The following is a 16,399-nucleotide window of genomic DNA, read 5'->3' as shown; positions in this document are numbered from 1 at the left end:
GGGGAACGCCCTTGCCTTCAGCTACGAGCTTTAGATCGTCGCGGGGTGGCAGGCCGCGACATCCAGTCAAACCGGACTCGGCTCGACGACCCAGGCCCTTACCTTCAGTAGCGATAGGCCTCCCGCCGATGTCGAATGGAGGTACATTTCTCCCTGATCGGCATTGTAGGACTCTCATAGGCGACGTCGACTTGAGAAGACAGCGTGCCGGCGACGGGAGTCATCCTCCGTCGCCGGCACGATACATATCGGTTTCCGAACGGCTGACACCTTTTCGCGATGTCTTCGACGTGCCGAATGGCCCGTCGGACTGCTTTACTACTCAGCCGCACCTCGCTAACAGCACCTCCGCCAAGCGTACGAACTCCCCCGCCCCCCAAACCACATAATCCGGCCGATACTCCTCGGCTCGAGCGTCGCCATGGAAATGCCGGTAGAGCGCTTTCTCCAGCGACTCCTCGAGGAACGGCTCGAACTCCGGCCGACCCACACGCTCGTCCAACGGCACCGCCCTCAACGACTCGGGCAGCTCGGCAGCCAGCCACACGGAAACCACTCCCGCCCGCCTCGCGCCAAGCACGTCGTGCTCCAACGTGTCACCCACATGCGCCACCAGCCCGGGAACGCCCGCGAAGAACCGGGCGTCTGGTTTGGCGAAGCCGACCCGGTCCGGCGAAAGGACCGTATCGAACAGCTCGGCGATGCCTAGGGCCTCCAGTACCGGCCACTGATAGGGGTGGTAGCCGTTGGTGGCTGCGGCTAACCGGAAGCCCGCGTCCCGCAGCGCCTCCAGCCCTTCGCGCGCGCCGGGCAGGAGGGCGATCATCCCCTCCTGGCCGCAGCACTCCTCTACGATGCCGGCGACGTCGGGAACCGGAGCGGCGCCCAGAGAAAGAGCGACCGCACCGTAGATGGAATCCCAGTCATAGGCCGAGACGAACTCGCCGCGGGCCATCCGCGCCTTCCACTCCTCGGAGATCGCGTCGTTGATCCGCCGCAAAGCCTCCTCAGGCTCCAGCCCGGACAGCCCGGGCGCCTCCCGCAAGTGAGCCCGGATCCGCGGCAGCACCCCCTTGTAGAACGGGTTCTGGATTATGACCCCGTCGAGGTCGAGGCTGATCGTCTGCCTCTGGCCCTCTCCAGAACGGGCCGAGCTAGGCGACTGTTCCGCGGACCTAGTGCCCACTGACGGTCGCCCCTCCGAAGCGCGCCACGACAAGCCTCAACCCTTCAACGCCCCCACCGTCACTCCCCTCAGGAAGTAGCGCTGGAAGGCGAAGAACACCAGCACCACCGGAATCGCAGCGAGCACGGCGCCGGCCATGTGCATGCCGTAGAAGAGCGGAACCTCCTCGCGCAGCAGCACCAGGCCCACCTGGAGCGTTCGCATCTCGCTCGAGTTGGTCACCACCAGTGGCCACACGAAGCTGTTCCACTGGGCGACGAAGGTGATGATCCCCAGGAACGCCAGGCCGGGCCGGACCAGCGGGAGCACCACGTGCCAGAACACCTGGACCTCGCTGGCGCCGTCGATGCGGGCCGAATCGAGCAGCTCGGTGGGCAGGGTCTGGATGAACTGCTTCATCAGGAACACGCTGAACGGGTTGGCCAGCAGAGGGACGATGAGTCCCCAGTAGGTGTCGACCATGCCCATCCGCACGACGATGATGAAGAGCGGGACGAGGATCGCCTCGAACGGCAGCATCATGGCGAGGATGTGGGTCCAGAAGAGGGGACGAGAACCGGCGAAGCGGAGTTTGCCGAAGGCGTAGCCGGCGGTGGAGGCGAGCACCAGCGTCATCGCCGTGATGGTCACCGCCATGATGGTCGAGTTGAGGACCCACCAGCGGAAGTTCGGGCGCTCGAGGATCGACCTGAAGTTGTCGAGGCTCGGCTGCTTGGGGAACAGGTCGGGCGGGAACTCCATCGTGAGCACCGACGGAGTCAGTGAGGTGACGAACATCCAGTAGAGCGGGATCAGGGCCAGGAAGCCGAGGACCCCCAGGATGAGCAGCACCAGGACGGTTCCCCAGGGCCCGGGCCGCAACGGGTGCTCGGGATTGACTATCGAGGAGCGCATCCACGAAAGCATCAGTACTCCACGTTCTGCCCCAGCCACTTGAACTGCAGTGCGGCGAGGACGAAGGTGATCAGGAACAGGACGATCGCCTGGGCAGATGCCAAGCCAAGTTGGAACTCACGGAACGCCGTCTGGTAGATCAGGTAGACGACGGTCATGGTGGAGAAGCGCGGTCCGCCCTGGGTCATGATGTAGATGCTGTCGAAGACCTGGAAGGTGTTGATGGTGCCGGTCACGACCAGATAGAGCAGAGTCGGCCTGATCAGCGGGATGACCACCTGGCGGAAGACCGTACCCCTGGAGGCGCCGTCGATGAGCGCGACCTCGTAGTAGTCGCGGGGGATCCGGGCCAGCGCGGCAGAGAGCAGCACGATGCTGGATCCTCCGCCCATGATCACCTGCATGCCGATGAGCGCCGGCAACGCCGTGCGGGTATTGCCCAGCCAGGAGACCGGGTCGAAGCCCAGGCCCACCACGAGGGCGTTGAGCAGACCGAACGTTGGATTGAATATCCAGAGCCAGATGAGCGAGATGATCACGCTCGAGGTGACCGAAGGAAGATAGAAGGCCGACTTGTAGAAGACCTGCATCCCAGGCGAGAGCGGGTCGATCAGATAGGCGATCAGCAGAGCCTTGCCCAGCCACAGCACGACGACGGCGGCCGTGAACATCGCGGTGTTGCGCAGCGCGATACCCATCAGCGGGTCGGTCAGGGCGCGGCGGAAGTTCTCCAGGCCAACGAAGGTCACTTCGTTGGGCCGGTACTCGAGGAACGCCAGCAGCAGAGCCCCCGCCACCGGGAGCAGGAAGAAGATCGCGAACAGGGCGGTGTGGGGCAGAACGAACAGGTAGCCCCACATGCTCTGCCGCAACCAGAGCCCCACCCTCCGTTGGATGGGGCTCCGGTTAGTCGTTGAGATCGTGCTCTGCAACGATTAGTTTCCGAAGACTACGCGGTTGGCTTGCTCGACGAACTGATCGAGCGCTTCCTGCGGAGTGAGCTGGCGGGTGAAGGCCGCCTGCAGGGCCGCCGTCAGGAAGTCGAGGGCCGGCGAGACGTCGATCGAGGACGGGCCGTAGTAGGGGATCCCGTAGGAGATGGCGTTCTCGTACACTTCGACCTGCTGCTGGATGTTCTCGGTGTACGCCTGAGTGCGCTCGAAGCTGAGCTGGTCGTTCACCGACTTGCGGGCGGTGATGTAGAGCAGGTCCTCGAGGAGGGCGATGTTCTCCTTGTTGGTGATGAAGCGTGCCAGCTCCATCGCCATCCGCTGCCGCTCGGGATCGTCCTGCTGGAAGACCAGGAAGCCGCCGGAGGTGCGGTAGGCGACCGGGCCCACCTCGGGATCGTGCGGGTAGGGAGCGATGACCACCTTGATCGGTTCCTCCAGTTCGCCGCTGTTGATGTAGCGGGCGATCCGGCCGATCTCGTAGATGCCGCCGTAACCCATCGCGGCCCGGCCCTGGTGGAGGTTGTTGATGGTGTCGTAGACGCCCAAGCCCTCCGCCCCGCGAGGAGCGATCTCGTACTCGTAGATCATGTCGACCATGAGCTGCAGGCCCTCTACGCCCTCGGGCGAGTTGAGCACGAACTCGGTGCCCTCCTCGTTGATGAGGCGCGCGCCGAAGCGGTGCAGCCAGGCGAGCATGTTCTCGGTGTCCTGGGCGGCGAGGGTGATCGCGTAGACGTCGGTGGTGCCGTCGCCGTCACGGTCGAAGGTCAGTTGCTGAGCCTTGTCGAGGAACTCCTCGATCGTCCACTCGCGGTAGGGGAGCTCGGGCATCTCGACGCCGCGCTCCTCGAAGATCTCGGGGTTGAGGAGCAGGGTGGAGCCCATGCCGTTGTTGGAGTTGTTCCAAGGCCAGATGTAGTGCTTGCCGTCGATCAGCCCCTCTTCGAGGGTGTAGTCGATGAAGTCCTCGCGGTCCTCTTCGGTGAGGTACTCATCGATCGGCGCGAGCAGCCCCTGACGCACCCAGTCGGGGTCCCACTGCAGGTCCTTGAGGACGTCGGGAGCGTTGCCGGCGAAGATCGCGGTGGCGACCTTCTCGCCGAACCCCTGGTTGGGGACGATCTCGTACTCGACGTTGACGTTGGGGTGGAGCTTCTCGAACTCCTCGCTGATGTAGCGGGCGAACTCCTCGCCCGTGGGCGTCTCCCCTGCCGGGAAGCCCGGTGGGCGGATCCGCCAAGGGTTGATCCACCATGTGAGGGTCATCTCCTCGGCGTTCTGTTGCGCGACCGCCGGCAGCCCGGTTAGGGCCGCTGCCGCCACGAGCAGGTATACGACGAACCTGTTCCTCATCCTTGCCTCCCTGTGGGAAAGTGTCGTGGAGTGCAATGTACCACTAGTAGGCCACCCTGGCAACCGCGCTCCCCACCTGCTAGCCTCGCGGCATGCGAGTCGCGGAGGATCCTCAGGCCGTCGTGGCGGCCGCCGTCGAAGCGAGGGAGGTCCCGGGCGCGGTTGCCGTCTACGGGACCAGGGAGGGGACCTCGAGCATCGGCGCCCACGGCTTCGCGCGTTTGGCCGGTGCCGGCAGAGAGGCCTCCGCGAAGTCAGAGAAGCGGCGGGCGGAGGTGCAGCGAGCGGGGGCGCAGGCGGAGGTGCAGCGAGAAGTGGCGCAGGCGGAGGTGCAGCGAGCTGGGGCGCAGGCGGAGGTGCGCCGCGTGCGGTCGCCTGCACAGATGCATCGCCCCGAGCTCCACGCCCAGCAGCCGGCTCCCACGCCTGGCGCCGAGGTCCCAGAGGAGATGCACGCCCAGACCCTCTTCGACCTGGCCTCGCTCACCAAGGTCGTCGCTACCCTCCCCTCGATCCTCGCGCTGCTGAGTGACGGGCGGATCTCGCTCGAGGACCGGACCGGCGACTTCTTCCCGTTCGCTCAGGGGGCTGCGGCCCGGCTTAGCCTGCGGAGCCTGCTGAGCCACTCGTCCGGTCTGCCGGCGTCGCTGCCCCTCTACCGGGAGGTCGGCACGGTTGCCAATGCCCTGAGCCTTATACTCGGCGACACGCTCGAGCTCGAACCCGGCAAGTACGTCTACAGCGACCTCGGCTTCATCACCCTGGGCGCGGTGGTCGAGGAGGTGAGCGGGCAGGGCCTGGAAGAGTTCGCCTCCGAGCGGGTGTTCCGGCCCCTCGGCATGGTCGATACCGGCTTCGGGCCGGTTGTGGGCCGGCAGGTGGCCGCGACCGAGAACTGTCCGTGGCGCGGCCGGGTGATGCAGGGCGAGGTGCACGACGAGAACGCCTTCGCGCTGGGCGGCGTGTGCGGGCACGCCGGTCTCTTCGGGACGGCCGAGGACCTGGCGAAGTACGCCCTCGCCTGGCTGCGGTTGGACGAGCGCCTCGGGCCCGAGCGCCTCCTGAACGAAGCCGTGAGCGAACAGCTGGAGCAGAACGGCGTGCGGCGGGGTTTGGGCTGGCAGCTCGCGGGAGAGAACTCGAGCGTGGGTCCCCTCGCCAGCAGCGGCGCCTTCGGCCACACCGGCTTCACCGGCACCAGCCTCTGGTGCGACCCGGTGCAGGGCTGGTTCGCGGTGCTCCTGACCAACCGGGTCCACCCGCAGAGGGACGACGGGGCGCGGATCCACCGGCTGCGCCGCCGGTTCCACGAGGCCGTCGCGCGCGCGGTCGCGAGCTAGCCGACGCCCGCTACCCCAGCTTCTCGAGTTCGCCGCTGGCCAACTCGAGCGCCAGCACAGCCGCGCCTTCGACCGGCTCCCGCGTCACCCGCTTAAGCTCCATCCCCTCGGGCAACTCCCGGCGCAAGCTCTCAGCGACGATCGGGCTGAGTCTGGCGACGCCGCCCATGAAGGCGACCGGTACCTGCCGGTCGAGCCTCCGCGCCACGAGCACCGCCAGCCGAGCGAGTTCGACCCCCGCCAGCTCGAGGATCTCCCGGGCCGCGGCGTCGCCCCGCTGGGCGGCCCGAGCGACCGCGGGGGCTAGGGCTGCGACTCGGCTGCGACCGCCTCCGTATACCTCCCTGACGACCTCCTCCCAGCTTTCGCCGCGCAGGTCCAGGTAGATCTCCTCCGCCAGTGGCCGATCGGCCACGCGACCCAGCGGCTCCTCGTCGCGCCATCTGAGCACTCTCTTGAGCCCCTGCCGGCCGATCCAGAAGCCTCCGCCGGCGTCATCTATGAGATAGCCGTGGCCGCCACTTCGCAGCACCTCGCCAGAAGCCGTGAGGTGATAGGCGATACTCCCCGTCCCACCGTAGACGAGGACGCCCTCTGCCGGCCGGAAGGCAGCGGCGTAGGCGATGCGCATGTCGTTGCAGAGGCCCACCTTCTCCTCCGCCACGCCGAGCGCCGCGGCAATGCAGCGGCGCAGGTCGTCAGCCACCGGGGCGCCGGGGTGGAAGCCGGTGAAGCCGGCCACGACAGCGTCCGGCTTCGATACCGCGAGGACCTCTCCGGACAGCGCGCCCAGCGTCTCGCGCACCGACCCGAGAGCGGCGGCGTCCATGACGTGCCCGCCGGCCGCCGGCAGCTCTCCGCGGGCGACCTCAGCCCCTCCGTCGCTGAGGAGCCATCTGATGCCGGTTCCCCCTGCGTCGATGCCCAGTCCGATCACGCTAATACCGTCTCCGTTCGGCGTTCAGTCCACGTGAAGTGGTCCACCCGGCCCGACTCGCGACCGTTCCGCAACCAACACGCAACTGGCCCTCTGGTACGGTAATGGTACATGCGGTAAGCACGATCATAGCCAGACAGAGAGGAGGCGGTGGAACATGCCTTCATTCATCACCGTCGACAAACGCCTCCCCAGCCCCGCTTACATCCAGTTGCAGATCCAGCTGAGCCGGGCGATAGCGAGCGGCAAACTGGCGCCGGGCACGGCCTTGCCCTCGGAGCGGGAGCTCGCCGAGCAGCTTGAACTTTCGCGCATGACCGTCCGCCGGGCGTTCGAGGAGCTCGTGGCGGCGGGTCTGCTCGAGCAGCGGCAGGGTTCCGGCACCTACGTGCGCGCGCAACCGGTGGAGCAGACGATCGACCGGCTCGCCGGGTTCAGCGACGAGGCGAGCCAGCTGGGGTTCCGGCCGGGCGGACGGACGCTCGAGGTGACGACCACTCCCGCCGACGGGCCCGCGGCGATTTCCCTGGGGATCGAAGCCGGCGAACCGGTCCTGCGCATCACCCGGGTTCGCACCGCCCACGAGATGCCGCTGGCGCTGCAGGTCGCCCACCTCCCGCCTCGGCTCGCCGATCTCTCGACCGAGCGCCTCGAGGCGCTCGGCTCCCTCTACCGGACGATCGACGAGCAGTTCGGCATCCGCCCGCACCGGGCCAGGCAGACGGTCGCGTCGCGGCTGTCGACGCCCACCGAGCAGCGACTCCTGGAGTTGGAGCCCGGAACTCCGGTCCTGGCACTGGAGCGGACCACCTTTGACGGCGACGGGGTCGCGTTCGAGTACGTCCGCAGCGCCTACCGAGGCGATCGCTACCGGATGGCGCTCGACCTGCGGGCGTCGCCGGCGGGCGAGGATGGCGGCTGAGCAGAGATCGCGGCGAACGACTACCCAGCCGAGAGGCTGCGAGCGTAACGGTCGAAGACGAGCCTCGAGACCGAGCTGACGATCCGGCTGCCCAGGTTGTCGGGGTGGAACCTCTCGTCCGGGCAACCCTTCGTCATGATCGCCACGACGTAGGCGGAATCGGCTGCCTCGATCACTCCGGCGTCGTTGCGCACGCCCCGCAGCGACCCGCTCTTCGAGGCGATGGTCAGCCGGGACTCACCGGTCTCGGTGCTGTACGAGTCGAAGTCGAGCTCCCGGCCCAACTGGTCGGTGAGCTGCTGCTTGCGGAAGATCGCCTGGGCGACCGCCGTGAGCCGAGGGGGCAACAGGTCGCCACGCCAGAGGCGAACGAAGTAGTCGGCCAGGTCGCGCGGGCAGGTCATTGAACTCCTCGTGTGGCCGGCCCCCGTCTGCAGCTTGCCCGCTAGCTCGGTCCCGTTCCAACCGTGTCGCCGGCAGGTGTCGTTCACCTCGCCCACGCCAACCCGATCGATCACGAGGTTCGTGGCGGTGTTGTCGCTCACGATGATCATGAGCGTGGCGAGGTCGAGGAGAGTGTAAGCGCGGCCGGCCGAAAGCGACTTGAGCACCCCCGACCCGGTCACCTGATCCGCCTCGGTGAGGGTCACCTCCTCGTCGAGCGATGCCTCGTCCTTGTCCACCTGCTCGAGCAGGGTGAGCAGGACGAAGACCTTGATGGTGCTGGCGGCGGGGAACCGCTCGGACTCGTTGTACCGAAGGACGTCCCCGTCCGGTCGTCCCGGCACTGTGAGCAGAGGCGTGGCGTAGAGACCTAGCGTCCCACCGAGCTTCCGCTCCAGCTGGCGCAGGTTGTCGAGAATCTCGTCCATCGGTTCAGTTTATTGATCTGCCGCTGCGCGGCTAGAACTCTGTTGGCAATGTCCTAACCAGTGTGGGCAGAAGCGACAGCGCAGGCAACTCGAGGCTGCGTCGAACCAGCAATGTACCGCCCGTTAATTGAGGAAATCCCGGCGGAACTAGTCTCCCGTCCTCAGCGAACCTTGAAACGCCTCCCGTTAAGGTAGGCGCCACCGGCCGCGATACCATCAACTCATGCGTACTTCGCTGGAAACCGGGATCGTCGCCCACCCGGTGTCTCTATCACCCTTCGAATGCGGGGAGTTCGACGAGGCCCTCACCGGAGTTCGCGTTGTTCTGCTCGGCGAGCAAAGCCATGGCGACGGAACGGCGTTCTCGGCCAAGGTCGAACTCGTCCGCCATCTGCATGTCAAGCATGGGTTCGACGTCCTCGCCTTCGAATCCTGCTTCTACTCCCTCAATAACGTGGTGGAGGACCACTCCGGTCGCGACCCGGTCTCCTGCCAGGTAGCCCGACAGCTCTACGGGCACTGGAGGCACGCCAAGGAGTTGATACCGCTCTGGGAACTCCTCGACGAACGGGCCAAGGCCCGCCAGCCACTCGTCGTAGCCGGCATCGACCCCCGGCACTCGGGCATTCATGTCAGAGAGCACCTGGTCGCGGATCTCGAATCCCTTCTCTCGGAACACCTGCCGGACGAGCTGGACACCGAAGCGTTCGCAAGGTTCCGCGACCTACTCGAAGGCGTGCTAGAGCACGAGTACCGGCACATGGCCAACGCACTCGACCGGGCATACTTCCTGAACACCATCTGGCGGCTAAGACGAAAACTGTCCCAGGTAGATGGTGTGTCCTTCTGGCAGCAGGAGCTGATCAACCTCGCCTACTTCGCGAGGAACGCCTGGAGCTTCGAAGGCCGCGACCAAGGCATGGCCAGCAACCTACTCTGGCTCACCCGAGTTCGCTACCCGAACAGCAAGATCATCGTCTGGACCCACGACTGGCACGCAGCAAAGTGCAGCTCCACCATCAAGGATGCGGACGCCGAGTACCAGGAAACGCTCGAAAAGCACCCTGACATACCCCTCGGAGAGGTCGCAGCCGGCGCCATAGGAGATGAACTCTACAGCCTCACCTTGATCGCCGGTAACGGAAGCGAGTTGCCGAACGCCTACCGCGGGGACTATCAGACATCGCGTCCCCTACCACCAGCCCCGCAGGACACCCTCGAGGCGCTACTCCTGCACTCACAAGCCGAAGCAGCCTTCGTCAACCTCCGCGAACAGCCGACCCAGACGTTCTCGATAAGCGGTCTCGAGCCTGCGAAGTGGCTTCACCTCAACTGGGCTCGCGTCTTCGACGGAGTCCTATTCCTAAGAGAGATGAAACCCCTGCAGGAAAACAAACGATCCGAGACAACCTAGATCGTCGCGCCAAATTTGACAAGTGACACTTAGCCCCTAACCTAGAAGTCGGCGAACACTCGCGACCAGTGATGGGGCTGAACTTCGCGGAGTGAGACGGACCGCCACTCGCAAGGGTCATCGGCGAGAGGAACTCCCACCTCTACGTCACCACCCCAGTAAGCCAGGCGCTCCTGGCAGATGCCGCACGGGGTGAGAATCACGAACGAGCCGTCGGGTCGCTCCCGTGAAACGCAGACAGTCGCCGCGATCTGCAGTCGCCTCTTATGGGCCTCGGCAATCGCCCCTGTCTCGCAACAGAGTGCAGCAGACTCGCTAGGCGCATCGACGTAAACGCTGGTTAGAATCTCACCGTTACTGGCATACATGGCGGCAGCTCCCGCCCAGCCGTCACCGTCCGGATCACCCACATACCGCGCAGTTGCAGTCTCGACTGCAGCGCGAACCAAAGCTTCATCCACCTGCACAAGGCCAACGATAGCAGCTCCCCGAGGCACTCAACCTCCTCAACTAAAGGACGTTCAATGCTAGCAGGGCACCAACTTCACTGACATCCGAGCGGCTTAGCCTACTGGACGAAGTAACGCTGGTACGCCCGCCGTCGCGCAGTGCCCGACAAGGTCGCGTACCGCAAGGTCGTCTCCCGCAGGCTACTCGAAGGGCCCGGGGGACCAGACACTGCTACCGCTCAGATTGTCGAAAGAGGCCCCGCCGTTCTGGCACCCATAACAGCACCGCCAGCAGCCCTAACTCTAAGGGGAACCCGACCCGAGGTGACGGCTCCAACCAGGTCTCTAGCGCCGTACCACCAAGCGCAAATGCAAGAACGAACACAAGAACCTGTAACCAACGAGGCAACGCACCATACTACAATGGCAAGCGAATGCGAATCGGCCCTCTCGGCATCTACGAACTGCTCATCCTCCTGAGCAGCGCTGTAATACCGACAGCCCTCTTCTGGCAGACATTCAGAAAGGCAGGGCTGCCCACCACCCTGTCACTTCTCACCCTCATTCCCCCGTTCGGCCTCGTCCCGCTACTGATACTCACCTTCGCGGAATGGCCAAGAAGCCGCGGCGCTTAGAATCCAACCTCCACATTCGCGCCAGTAAGTTCAGAATTCCCTGCGACCCACAAATCTAGCCTCGTCCATCTCACGCGAAAGCACAAAGACAAGCCGAGTCTGCCAGCCAGCAGCACCGGCGGGGTGACCCCTCACCAGCGAAGACCAGGAGCAGGCTCGACCACACGGCCGATCGAAGCTATCGATCCGCGCCGACCACGCCCCGCGCAACCGACAGCTAAGCCGACTTCACCGCCATCACCGGTTTCCCGCTCTTCATCTCGGCGAAAGCGCGGAACTCGCTGCTCCGGGTCATCAGCTCGAGGTAGCGGCCACTGGCGACGATGCGCCCGCGGGAGAGCAGGTGGATGACGTCGCACTCCTGCACGGTGCTGAGCCGGTGGGCGATCATGATCACCGTCTTCGCCTCTGCGATCCGCTCGAGCGTCGCGAACAGGTTCGATTCGGTGACGTTGTCGAGAGCGCTGGTGGCCTCGTCGAGGATGAGGATGCTCGGGTCGCGGTAGAGAGCTCGGGCTATGCCCAGCCTCTGGCGCTGTCCGCCCGAGAGCCGCACTCCGCGCTCGCCCACCAGGGTGTCGTAGCCCTGCGGCAGGCCCTCGATGAACTCATGGATCTGGGCGACCCTGGCTGCTTCGACCACGGCCTCCATGTCCACCTCCCCGGCGGGCACCCCGAAGGCGATGTTGCGAGCGACGGTGTCGTCGGTCAGGTAGATGCTCTGCGGCACGTAGCCGATGCTGCGCCTCCAGCGCGCCAGGTTCTCTGCACTCAACGGCTTCCCATCGACGGTGATGAGGCCCCACTCGGGTTCCAACAGGCCCAGGATCAGATCCACCAGGGTGGACTTCCCGGAGCCGGTCTCGCCCACGAACGCCACCCAGCTGTTCGGTCTGATCGAGAGCTCGATGTCGCTGAGCACCGGAGTGTCGGTGCCGGGGTAGGCGAAGGTCACCTCCTGCAGCCTCAGCTCCTTCTCGAACGGCAGCGGCTCGAGCGCCTCCCGGTACCTGAGTGACCGGCGGGAGCCTGCAGGAGCGGCCTCGATCCGAGCGAGCACGCCGTGAACCGAGTCGAGGGCGGCCGCGCTGAAGCGGATCTGGGTCATCGCCCGGAAGACCGTCTGGAGCGCCGGCAAGAGCCGGTACCCGCCGAAGGCGTAGAGTCCCACGACCGGGATGATCGACGAGGTGGTACCTCCGCGGGCGATGAGCAGGAGCAGGATCACGATGATCCCGCCGAACGCTACCGCCTCGAGCGCGTACCTGGGCAGGGCGCCGAGGATGTTGGCGCCTGCGTTGGCTAGCGCGAAGCTCCGGGAAGGCTCGTGGTACTGGGCGATCAGCTCCGCCTCCCGGCCCAGCACCTTCAGTTCCCTGATCCCGCCGATCGACTCGTTGGCGGCCTTCATCCGCAGCCGGTTGGCTTCGGCACGCTGGGCTCCGAAGCCGTTGAGCCGCTTCCTGATCGTCCAGTAGATCCCCGCGTACGCTCCGCCCAGCAGAACCGTCATCACCAGGGCGAGCAGCGGGTCGACCAGGATGAGCAGCGCCACGATGAGGCTCGCCGCCACCCCCTTCGCCAGCAGCTGCAGCCCGGGAACGACGATGCCGGTGATGACCTGCTGGACTTCCAGGAGGACGTTGTTCACCAGCTCGGCGCTGTTGTGCCTCAGGAAGTAGGAGAAGGGCTGCTGGAGGTAGCGAACGAGCAGGCGCCTGGAGATCGTGTGGTTGCGGAGGAAGCCGAAGCGGTAGAGGCCGTACTGGCTCAGGGCGGCCGCGGCGTTGCTGAGCAGCAACAGGACCAGCACCAGCAGGCCGAGGACGAAGATGAACGCTTGCTCGCTCTGCACCCCGGTTGCCTGGTGCAGGCGGGCCAGCAGAGGATTCGACTCGATCGACTCGGGGGCCGTGAGCACGCTCAGGAAGGGGGCGATCGAGGCGACCCCGGCGACCTCCATGAGGCCCGCCAGTATCACGACCGGCAGAAGGAGGTACAGCTGCCTGCGCTCGCGCGGTGTCAGTAGATCGAGAATCTTGCCGAGTGGACGCATAGGACCTCGTGGGTGCGCGCAGATGAGGAAGCGGAGGTGACGGCCCGGCCACGCGTTGGGAGCCACCAGGTTTCAGAGCATCTGGGCAAATATAAATCCTGTGTCGAGGCTCACACTCCTCAACGCGCACAAGTGGGCAGAGAATCCCGGCGTCTCGCTGCTCGGCGGGGCCAGCTAGAGCGTCCAGTCCTCCCGAACGACGAGCACGATCTTGCCGATGTTCCTGTTCTCGCTCATGTAACGGTGGGCTTCTTCGGCTTCCGTGATCGGGAAGATCCGGTCGATCACCGGTTTCACCCTGCCGGTTTCCAGGTCGGGGCAAAAGCGCTCGAGGAAGCGGTCCTTCAGCTCGACCTTCTCCTCGAGTGGCCGTGCCCGAAGGGTGGCGCCGACGAGCTCGAGCCGCTTCGCCATCAGTCGACCGATGTTCAGCTCTACCCTGCTGCCGCTCTGCGCCGACACGAAGACGAGCCTGCCTCGCGTGTTCATCAGCCGGAGGTTCTTCTCGAAGTACTCCTTGCCCACCATGTCGATGACGACGTCGACGCCGCCGCCCCCGAGGTGGTCGCTGATGCGCTCCTCGAACTCCTCCTCGCGGTAGTTGACGCCCAACTCGGCGCCCAGCGACTCGCACGCTGCGATCTTCTCGGCGCTGCCAGCTGTGACGAACACACGGCAGCCGGCGCGGCGGGCCAGCTGGATGGCGGCCGTGCCCACGCCGCTCGCGCCCGCGTGGATGAGCACGGTCTCGCCGTCCTTCAGCCGCCCCTCGCCGAAGAGGGCAGAGAACGCTGTCAGGAAGACCTCGGGGAGCGCGGCCGCCTCCACCAGCGACATCGCCGCGGGTACCGGGATGAGCATCCGGGCCGGGACGCTCACCTGCTCGGCGTAGCCTCCGCCTGGCAGCAGCGCGCACACCCGATCACCTATCGACCAGCCGCTAACGCCCTCGCCCAGCCGAACGACCGTCCCGGAACACTCGAGACCCAGGATCTCGCTGGCGCCGGGCGGTGGCGGGTACTTGCCGGCGCGCTGGAGGAGGTCGGCCCGGTTGAGGGCGGTGGCATGGACGTCCACCAGGACTTCGCCGGGACCCAGACTCGGGGATGGCGCCTCGCTCCAGCGGAGGGGAGCGCCCTCCGCCTGGCTGCCGACGACGATCGCTTTCATCTTCGCTCCCTCCCCGCAGGTCGTTGGGCGGGCCGTTGAAGAAGCCGGTGAGAACAACTGCTACTGGAGGAAGGGTAACAGGTCACCCTCGACCGAACTCAGTCAGCCGGATATCGAAATCGAGTGGAACGACGTCCGATACCTCGATGTCCCCCAACTCCTCGTGTTCGCTGTTGAGCAGGATGTTGCGCTGGAGGGGCATCACCGCACTTGGAACACTGAGGGCCGGGTAGACTCCGTCGAGTAGCCAAGATTCACCCAGATCACGGGTCGAACTGGGTATCGGGTACACTCGCCAGTCGGCCGGAAGATCTTGGTCCGGTAGCTCGTACACCAGCTCGTCAGAGATCATCGTTCGAACGATGAAGCGATCTTTCAGGGCAGCGAATGTCTCGGCGTTTGCCAAGACCTCGAGCATGGCGAGAGCAGGACTGTCGCTGGCATAGCCCACCAGTCGCCCCCGGTGATTCCAGCGGCCGGGGTGGTCGGCGGCACCGGCGCCGCTGAACGCGGAGTCCACGTAGTCAGCGCCAGTAATCCGCCAGATCCACATCAGGAGGGTATGCCGCGCTCGATTCGACCCAGCAGATCCTCCACCTCTCGCGCGCCTGCGTCAGTCCTGGCCATTATCAACGGGCTCACCTCTCCCAGCGCGCGCTTGGAGGCGCGCATCCAGATCCGCGCCTCCGCCTCGTCTCCGAACACCTCTACCGCTCGCGCGAGTAGCCTCGTTGCTCGATAGAGACGGTCACTTTCGCTGCTGGTCAGTCGACCCTCTCTCTTCCGTCGACTGAAGGTACTGCGAGGGATGTCGATCGCATCGAGAATCTGACCCTCAGACACCTCGAGATGTTCTGACATTCGGCCGACCGCCGCACTGTCGATTCCGCCTTCGACCGCCCTTATGACCGCCAGTGAGTCGCTGGTTCCGACTCCCAATATCCGGTCCATGACGAGGCGCGCACGTCGTTTAGGCCCTGCGTCGAGAGCGATCTTGTACCCCGTACCTCTCTGGCTCGCCTTTGTCATCGCTCCTCCCATTTGGGTAAGTCAATTGTACCACATGGCCATAGGTAGGCTGAGGGGCCTGCTAGCCGTTCCGCCGCCCGGCCGCCTCGATAGCCGCCACGACCTCGGCGTCGCGGATCGAGAGGTCCTGGCCGTTCAGTTCGGGTAGCGGATGCGTGCAGAGGAGCGCCACCAGCCTGGCGGGCCTCTCGGGCGCGGCGAGCCGCTCTCGCGGGATCCGGCTGACCTCGTTCACCCCCGAGGCGCGGATCTTCACCTGCATCTCGGTATCCACCACCCCCGGTTGGAAGCCGAAGGCTAGTACGCCGTTGTCTGGGTTCTCCTCGGCGATCGCGGCCGTGAGCATCGCCAGAGCCGCTTTCGAGGAGCAGTAGGCGCTCCAGCCCTCCTTGGGCCCGTGCGCGGCGCCCGAGCTGATGTTGACGATCACTCCACCGCCTGCGGACCCGAAGTGAGGCAGCACCGCCTGGACCGCGTGGAACGGGCCCAACAGGTTGACCCGCACGTTCCGCTCCCACGCCAGCGGGTCGCACTCTCCCAGGCGCGCGATCGGTTCGATCATCCCGGCGTTGTTCACCAGGATGTCGAGCCGGCCGAAGTGAGCCACGACGTCGTTCACCAGCCCTCGGACCTCGTCGCCATCGGCCACGTCGCAAGCGAACGCCTTGGCCTTGCCCCTGGCCGCATCGATCTCGCCCGCATCGATCTCCCCCGCGCTCTCCTCGCCCGCATCGATCTCGGCAGCGTCCACCTCGCCCGCATCGGTCTCGGCCGCGCTCTCCTCGCCCGCATTGATCTCGGCCGCGACCTCCTCGCACGCCTCGAGCCGCCTCGAGGTCACCGCGACGTCGACGCCGCTTCGGGCCAGCTCGACCGCGATAGCCCGTCCCAGGCCCTGACTGGCGCCGGTTACCAGCGCTACCTTCCTCGCACCCGCTTCCACTCCATCGCTCCTCTCCATCTGCCCGGCAGCGGTCCCGACCGCCGCACGAACAGCGTACTCACTTGGATCTAGCGACAGATTGAGACCATACGCCGGTTCGACCTAGTCTTCGTGCGGCTATGAGGGTCCTATCGGTCGATCGGGCACCACATGCTCCCAATCTCCGTCGTTTCCTGTGCCAGCCGTCCGCGCAGCCTGCTAATGGTAGTCTCCGGAGCCTGCCAGTGGTAGCGTAGAGCTTCTGCT

At 65.7% G+C, this 16,399-nt stretch carries 15 protein-coding genes; 4 read left to right on the top strand and 11 right to left on the bottom strand.

Going from position 1 to position 16,399, the window contains the following annotated elements; all coding sequences use genetic code 11:
• Positions 1-322: 322 nt before the first annotated feature.
• The 4 genes from VF168_06700 to VF168_06685 form a co-directional block, all read right to left on the bottom strand.
• Positions 323-1,186 (bottom strand): HAD family hydrolase, encoded by an 864-nt coding sequence (locus VF168_06700; GenBank protein HEX7003856.1) that lies wholly within the window; start codon positions 1,184-1,186, stop codon positions 323-325.
• A gap of 36 nt (positions 1,187-1,222) precedes the next feature.
• Positions 1,223-2,092, bottom strand: a complete 870-nt coding sequence (locus VF168_06695) for a carbohydrate ABC transporter permease (protein ID HEX7003855.1) — start codon at positions 2,090-2,092, stop codon at positions 1,223-1,225.
• Positions 2,092-2,952 (bottom strand): sugar ABC transporter permease, encoded by an 861-nt coding sequence (locus VF168_06690; protein HEX7003854.1) that lies wholly within the window; start codon positions 2,950-2,952, stop codon positions 2,092-2,094. The genes VF168_06695 and VF168_06690 overlap by 1 nt, the downstream gene beginning before the upstream one ends.
• A 63-nt stretch (positions 2,953-3,015) precedes the next feature.
• Entirely contained in the window at positions 3,016-4,386 is a 1,371-nt protein-coding gene (locus tag VF168_06685; protein HEX7003853.1) for a sugar ABC transporter substrate-binding protein, read from the bottom strand.
• Between the two features lie 92 nt (positions 4,387-4,478).
• On the opposite strand from VF168_06685, the gene VF168_06680 reads away from it, so the two are divergent.
• Positions 4,479-5,726 (top strand): serine hydrolase, encoded by a 1,248-nt coding sequence (locus VF168_06680; GenBank protein HEX7003852.1) that lies wholly within the window; start codon positions 4,479-4,481, stop codon positions 5,724-5,726.
• Between the two features lie 10 nt (positions 5,727-5,736).
• On the opposite strand, the gene VF168_06675 is transcribed toward VF168_06680, so the two are convergent.
• On the bottom strand, positions 5,737-6,663 hold the full coding sequence (locus tag VF168_06675; protein ID HEX7003851.1) for a BadF/BadG/BcrA/BcrD ATPase family protein: 927 nt from the start codon (positions 6,661-6,663) through the stop codon (positions 5,737-5,739).
• Between the two features lie 157 nt (positions 6,664-6,820).
• On the opposite strand from VF168_06675, the gene VF168_06670 reads away from it, so the two are divergent.
• Positions 6,821-7,585, top strand: coding sequence for a GntR family transcriptional regulator (locus VF168_06670; protein HEX7003850.1), 765 nt, complete (start codon positions 6,821-6,823; stop codon positions 7,583-7,585).
• 20 nt (positions 7,586-7,605) lie between these two features.
• On the opposite strand, the gene VF168_06665 is transcribed toward VF168_06670, so the two are convergent.
• Positions 7,606-8,457: a serine hydrolase gene (locus tag VF168_06665; protein HEX7003849.1), complete on the bottom strand. Its 852-nt coding sequence runs from the start codon at positions 8,455-8,457 to the stop codon at positions 7,606-7,608.
• A gap of 223 nt (positions 8,458-8,680) precedes the next feature.
• Between VF168_06665 and VF168_06660 the strand changes: the two genes are divergently transcribed.
• Positions 8,681-9,871: an erythromycin esterase family protein gene (locus VF168_06660; GenBank protein HEX7003848.1), complete on the top strand. Its 1,191-nt coding sequence runs from the start codon at positions 8,681-8,683 to the stop codon at positions 9,869-9,871.
• A gap of 883 nt (positions 9,872-10,754) precedes the next feature.
• Positions 10,755-10,955: a hypothetical protein gene (locus VF168_06655; protein HEX7003847.1), complete on the top strand. Its 201-nt coding sequence runs from the start codon at positions 10,755-10,757 to the stop codon at positions 10,953-10,955.
• Between the two features lie 217 nt (positions 10,956-11,172).
• On the opposite strand, the gene VF168_06650 is transcribed toward VF168_06655, so the two are convergent.
• The 5 genes from VF168_06650 to VF168_06630 form a co-directional block, all read right to left on the bottom strand.
• On the bottom strand, positions 11,173-13,011 hold the full coding sequence (locus tag VF168_06650; GenBank protein HEX7003846.1) for an ABC transporter ATP-binding protein: 1,839 nt from the start codon (positions 13,009-13,011) through the stop codon (positions 11,173-11,175).
• A 174-nt stretch (positions 13,012-13,185) separates the two neighbouring features.
• Positions 13,186-14,181, bottom strand: a complete 996-nt coding sequence (locus VF168_06645) for an NAD(P)H-quinone oxidoreductase (protein ID HEX7003845.1) — start codon at positions 14,179-14,181, stop codon at positions 13,186-13,188.
• Between the two features lie 82 nt (positions 14,182-14,263).
• Positions 14,264-14,734, bottom strand: a complete 471-nt coding sequence (locus VF168_06640; protein ID HEX7003844.1) for an RES family NAD+ phosphorylase — start codon at positions 14,732-14,734, stop codon at positions 14,264-14,266.
• A complete protein-coding gene (locus tag VF168_06635; GenBank protein HEX7003843.1) occupies positions 14,734-15,210 on the bottom strand; it encodes an antitoxin Xre/MbcA/ParS toxin-binding domain-containing protein in 477 nt (158 codons plus the stop codon). Before VF168_06635 ends, VF168_06640 begins: the two co-directional genes overlap by 1 nt.
• A 61-nt stretch (positions 15,211-15,271) precedes the next feature.
• Positions 15,272-16,171 carry an SDR family oxidoreductase gene (locus tag VF168_06630; GenBank protein HEX7003842.1) on the bottom strand — a complete coding sequence of 300 codons (900 nt, stop codon included), beginning with the start codon at positions 16,169-16,171 and terminating at the stop codon, positions 15,272-15,274.
• Between the last annotated feature and the right edge of the window lie 228 nt (positions 16,172-16,399).

It is taken from the genome of Trueperaceae bacterium (assembly GCA_036381595.1).
Taxonomy (GTDB): domain Bacteria; phylum Deinococcota; class Deinococci; order Deinococcales; family Trueperaceae; genus DASVCN01.
Note: the sequence above shows the minus strand (reverse complement) of the source record. Positions and strands in the feature narration are given on the sequence as shown.

What these genes read in the sequence shown, in the direction of transcription:
- VF168_06695 (HEX7003855.1), bottom strand. Translation starts at nt 2,092, where the DNA reads ATGCTTTCGTGGATGCGCTCCTCGATAGTCAATCCCGAGCACCCGTTG.
- VF168_06685 (HEX7003853.1), bottom strand. Translation starts at nt 4,386, where the DNA reads ATGAGGAACAGGTTCGTCGTATACCTGCTCGTGGCGGCAGCGGCCCTA.
- VF168_06680 (HEX7003852.1), top strand. Translation starts at nt 4,479, where the DNA reads ATGCGAGTCGCGGAGGATCCTCAGGCCGTCGTGGCGGCCGCCGTCGAA.
- VF168_06670 (HEX7003850.1), top strand. Translation starts at nt 6,821, where the DNA reads ATGCCTTCATTCATCACCGTCGACAAACGCCTCCCCAGCCCCGCTTAC.
- VF168_06665 (HEX7003849.1), bottom strand. Translation starts at nt 8,457, where the DNA reads ATGGACGAGATTCTCGACAACCTGCGCCAGCTGGAGCGGAAGCTCGGT.
- VF168_06660 (HEX7003848.1), top strand. Translation starts at nt 8,681, where the DNA reads ATGCGTACTTCGCTGGAAACCGGGATCGTCGCCCACCCGGTGTCTCTA.
- VF168_06655 (HEX7003847.1), top strand. Translation starts at nt 10,755, where the DNA reads ATGCGAATCGGCCCTCTCGGCATCTACGAACTGCTCATCCTCCTGAGC.
- VF168_06650 (HEX7003846.1), bottom strand. Translation starts at nt 13,011, where the DNA reads ATGCGTCCACTCGGCAAGATTCTCGATCTACTGACACCGCGCGAGCGC.
- VF168_06645 (HEX7003845.1), bottom strand. Translation starts at nt 14,181, where the DNA reads ATGAAAGCGATCGTCGTCGGCAGCCAGGCGGAGGGCGCTCCCCTCCGC.
- VF168_06640 (HEX7003844.1), bottom strand. Translation starts at nt 14,734, where the DNA reads ATGTGGATCTGGCGGATTACTGGCGCTGACTACGTGGACTCCGCGTTC.
- VF168_06635 (HEX7003843.1), bottom strand. Translation starts at nt 15,210, where the DNA reads ATGACAAAGGCGAGCCAGAGAGGTACGGGGTACAAGATCGCTCTCGAC.
- VF168_06630 (HEX7003842.1), bottom strand. Translation starts at nt 16,171, where the DNA reads ATGGAGAGGAGCGATGGAGTGGAAGCGGGTGCGAGGAAGGTAGCGCTG.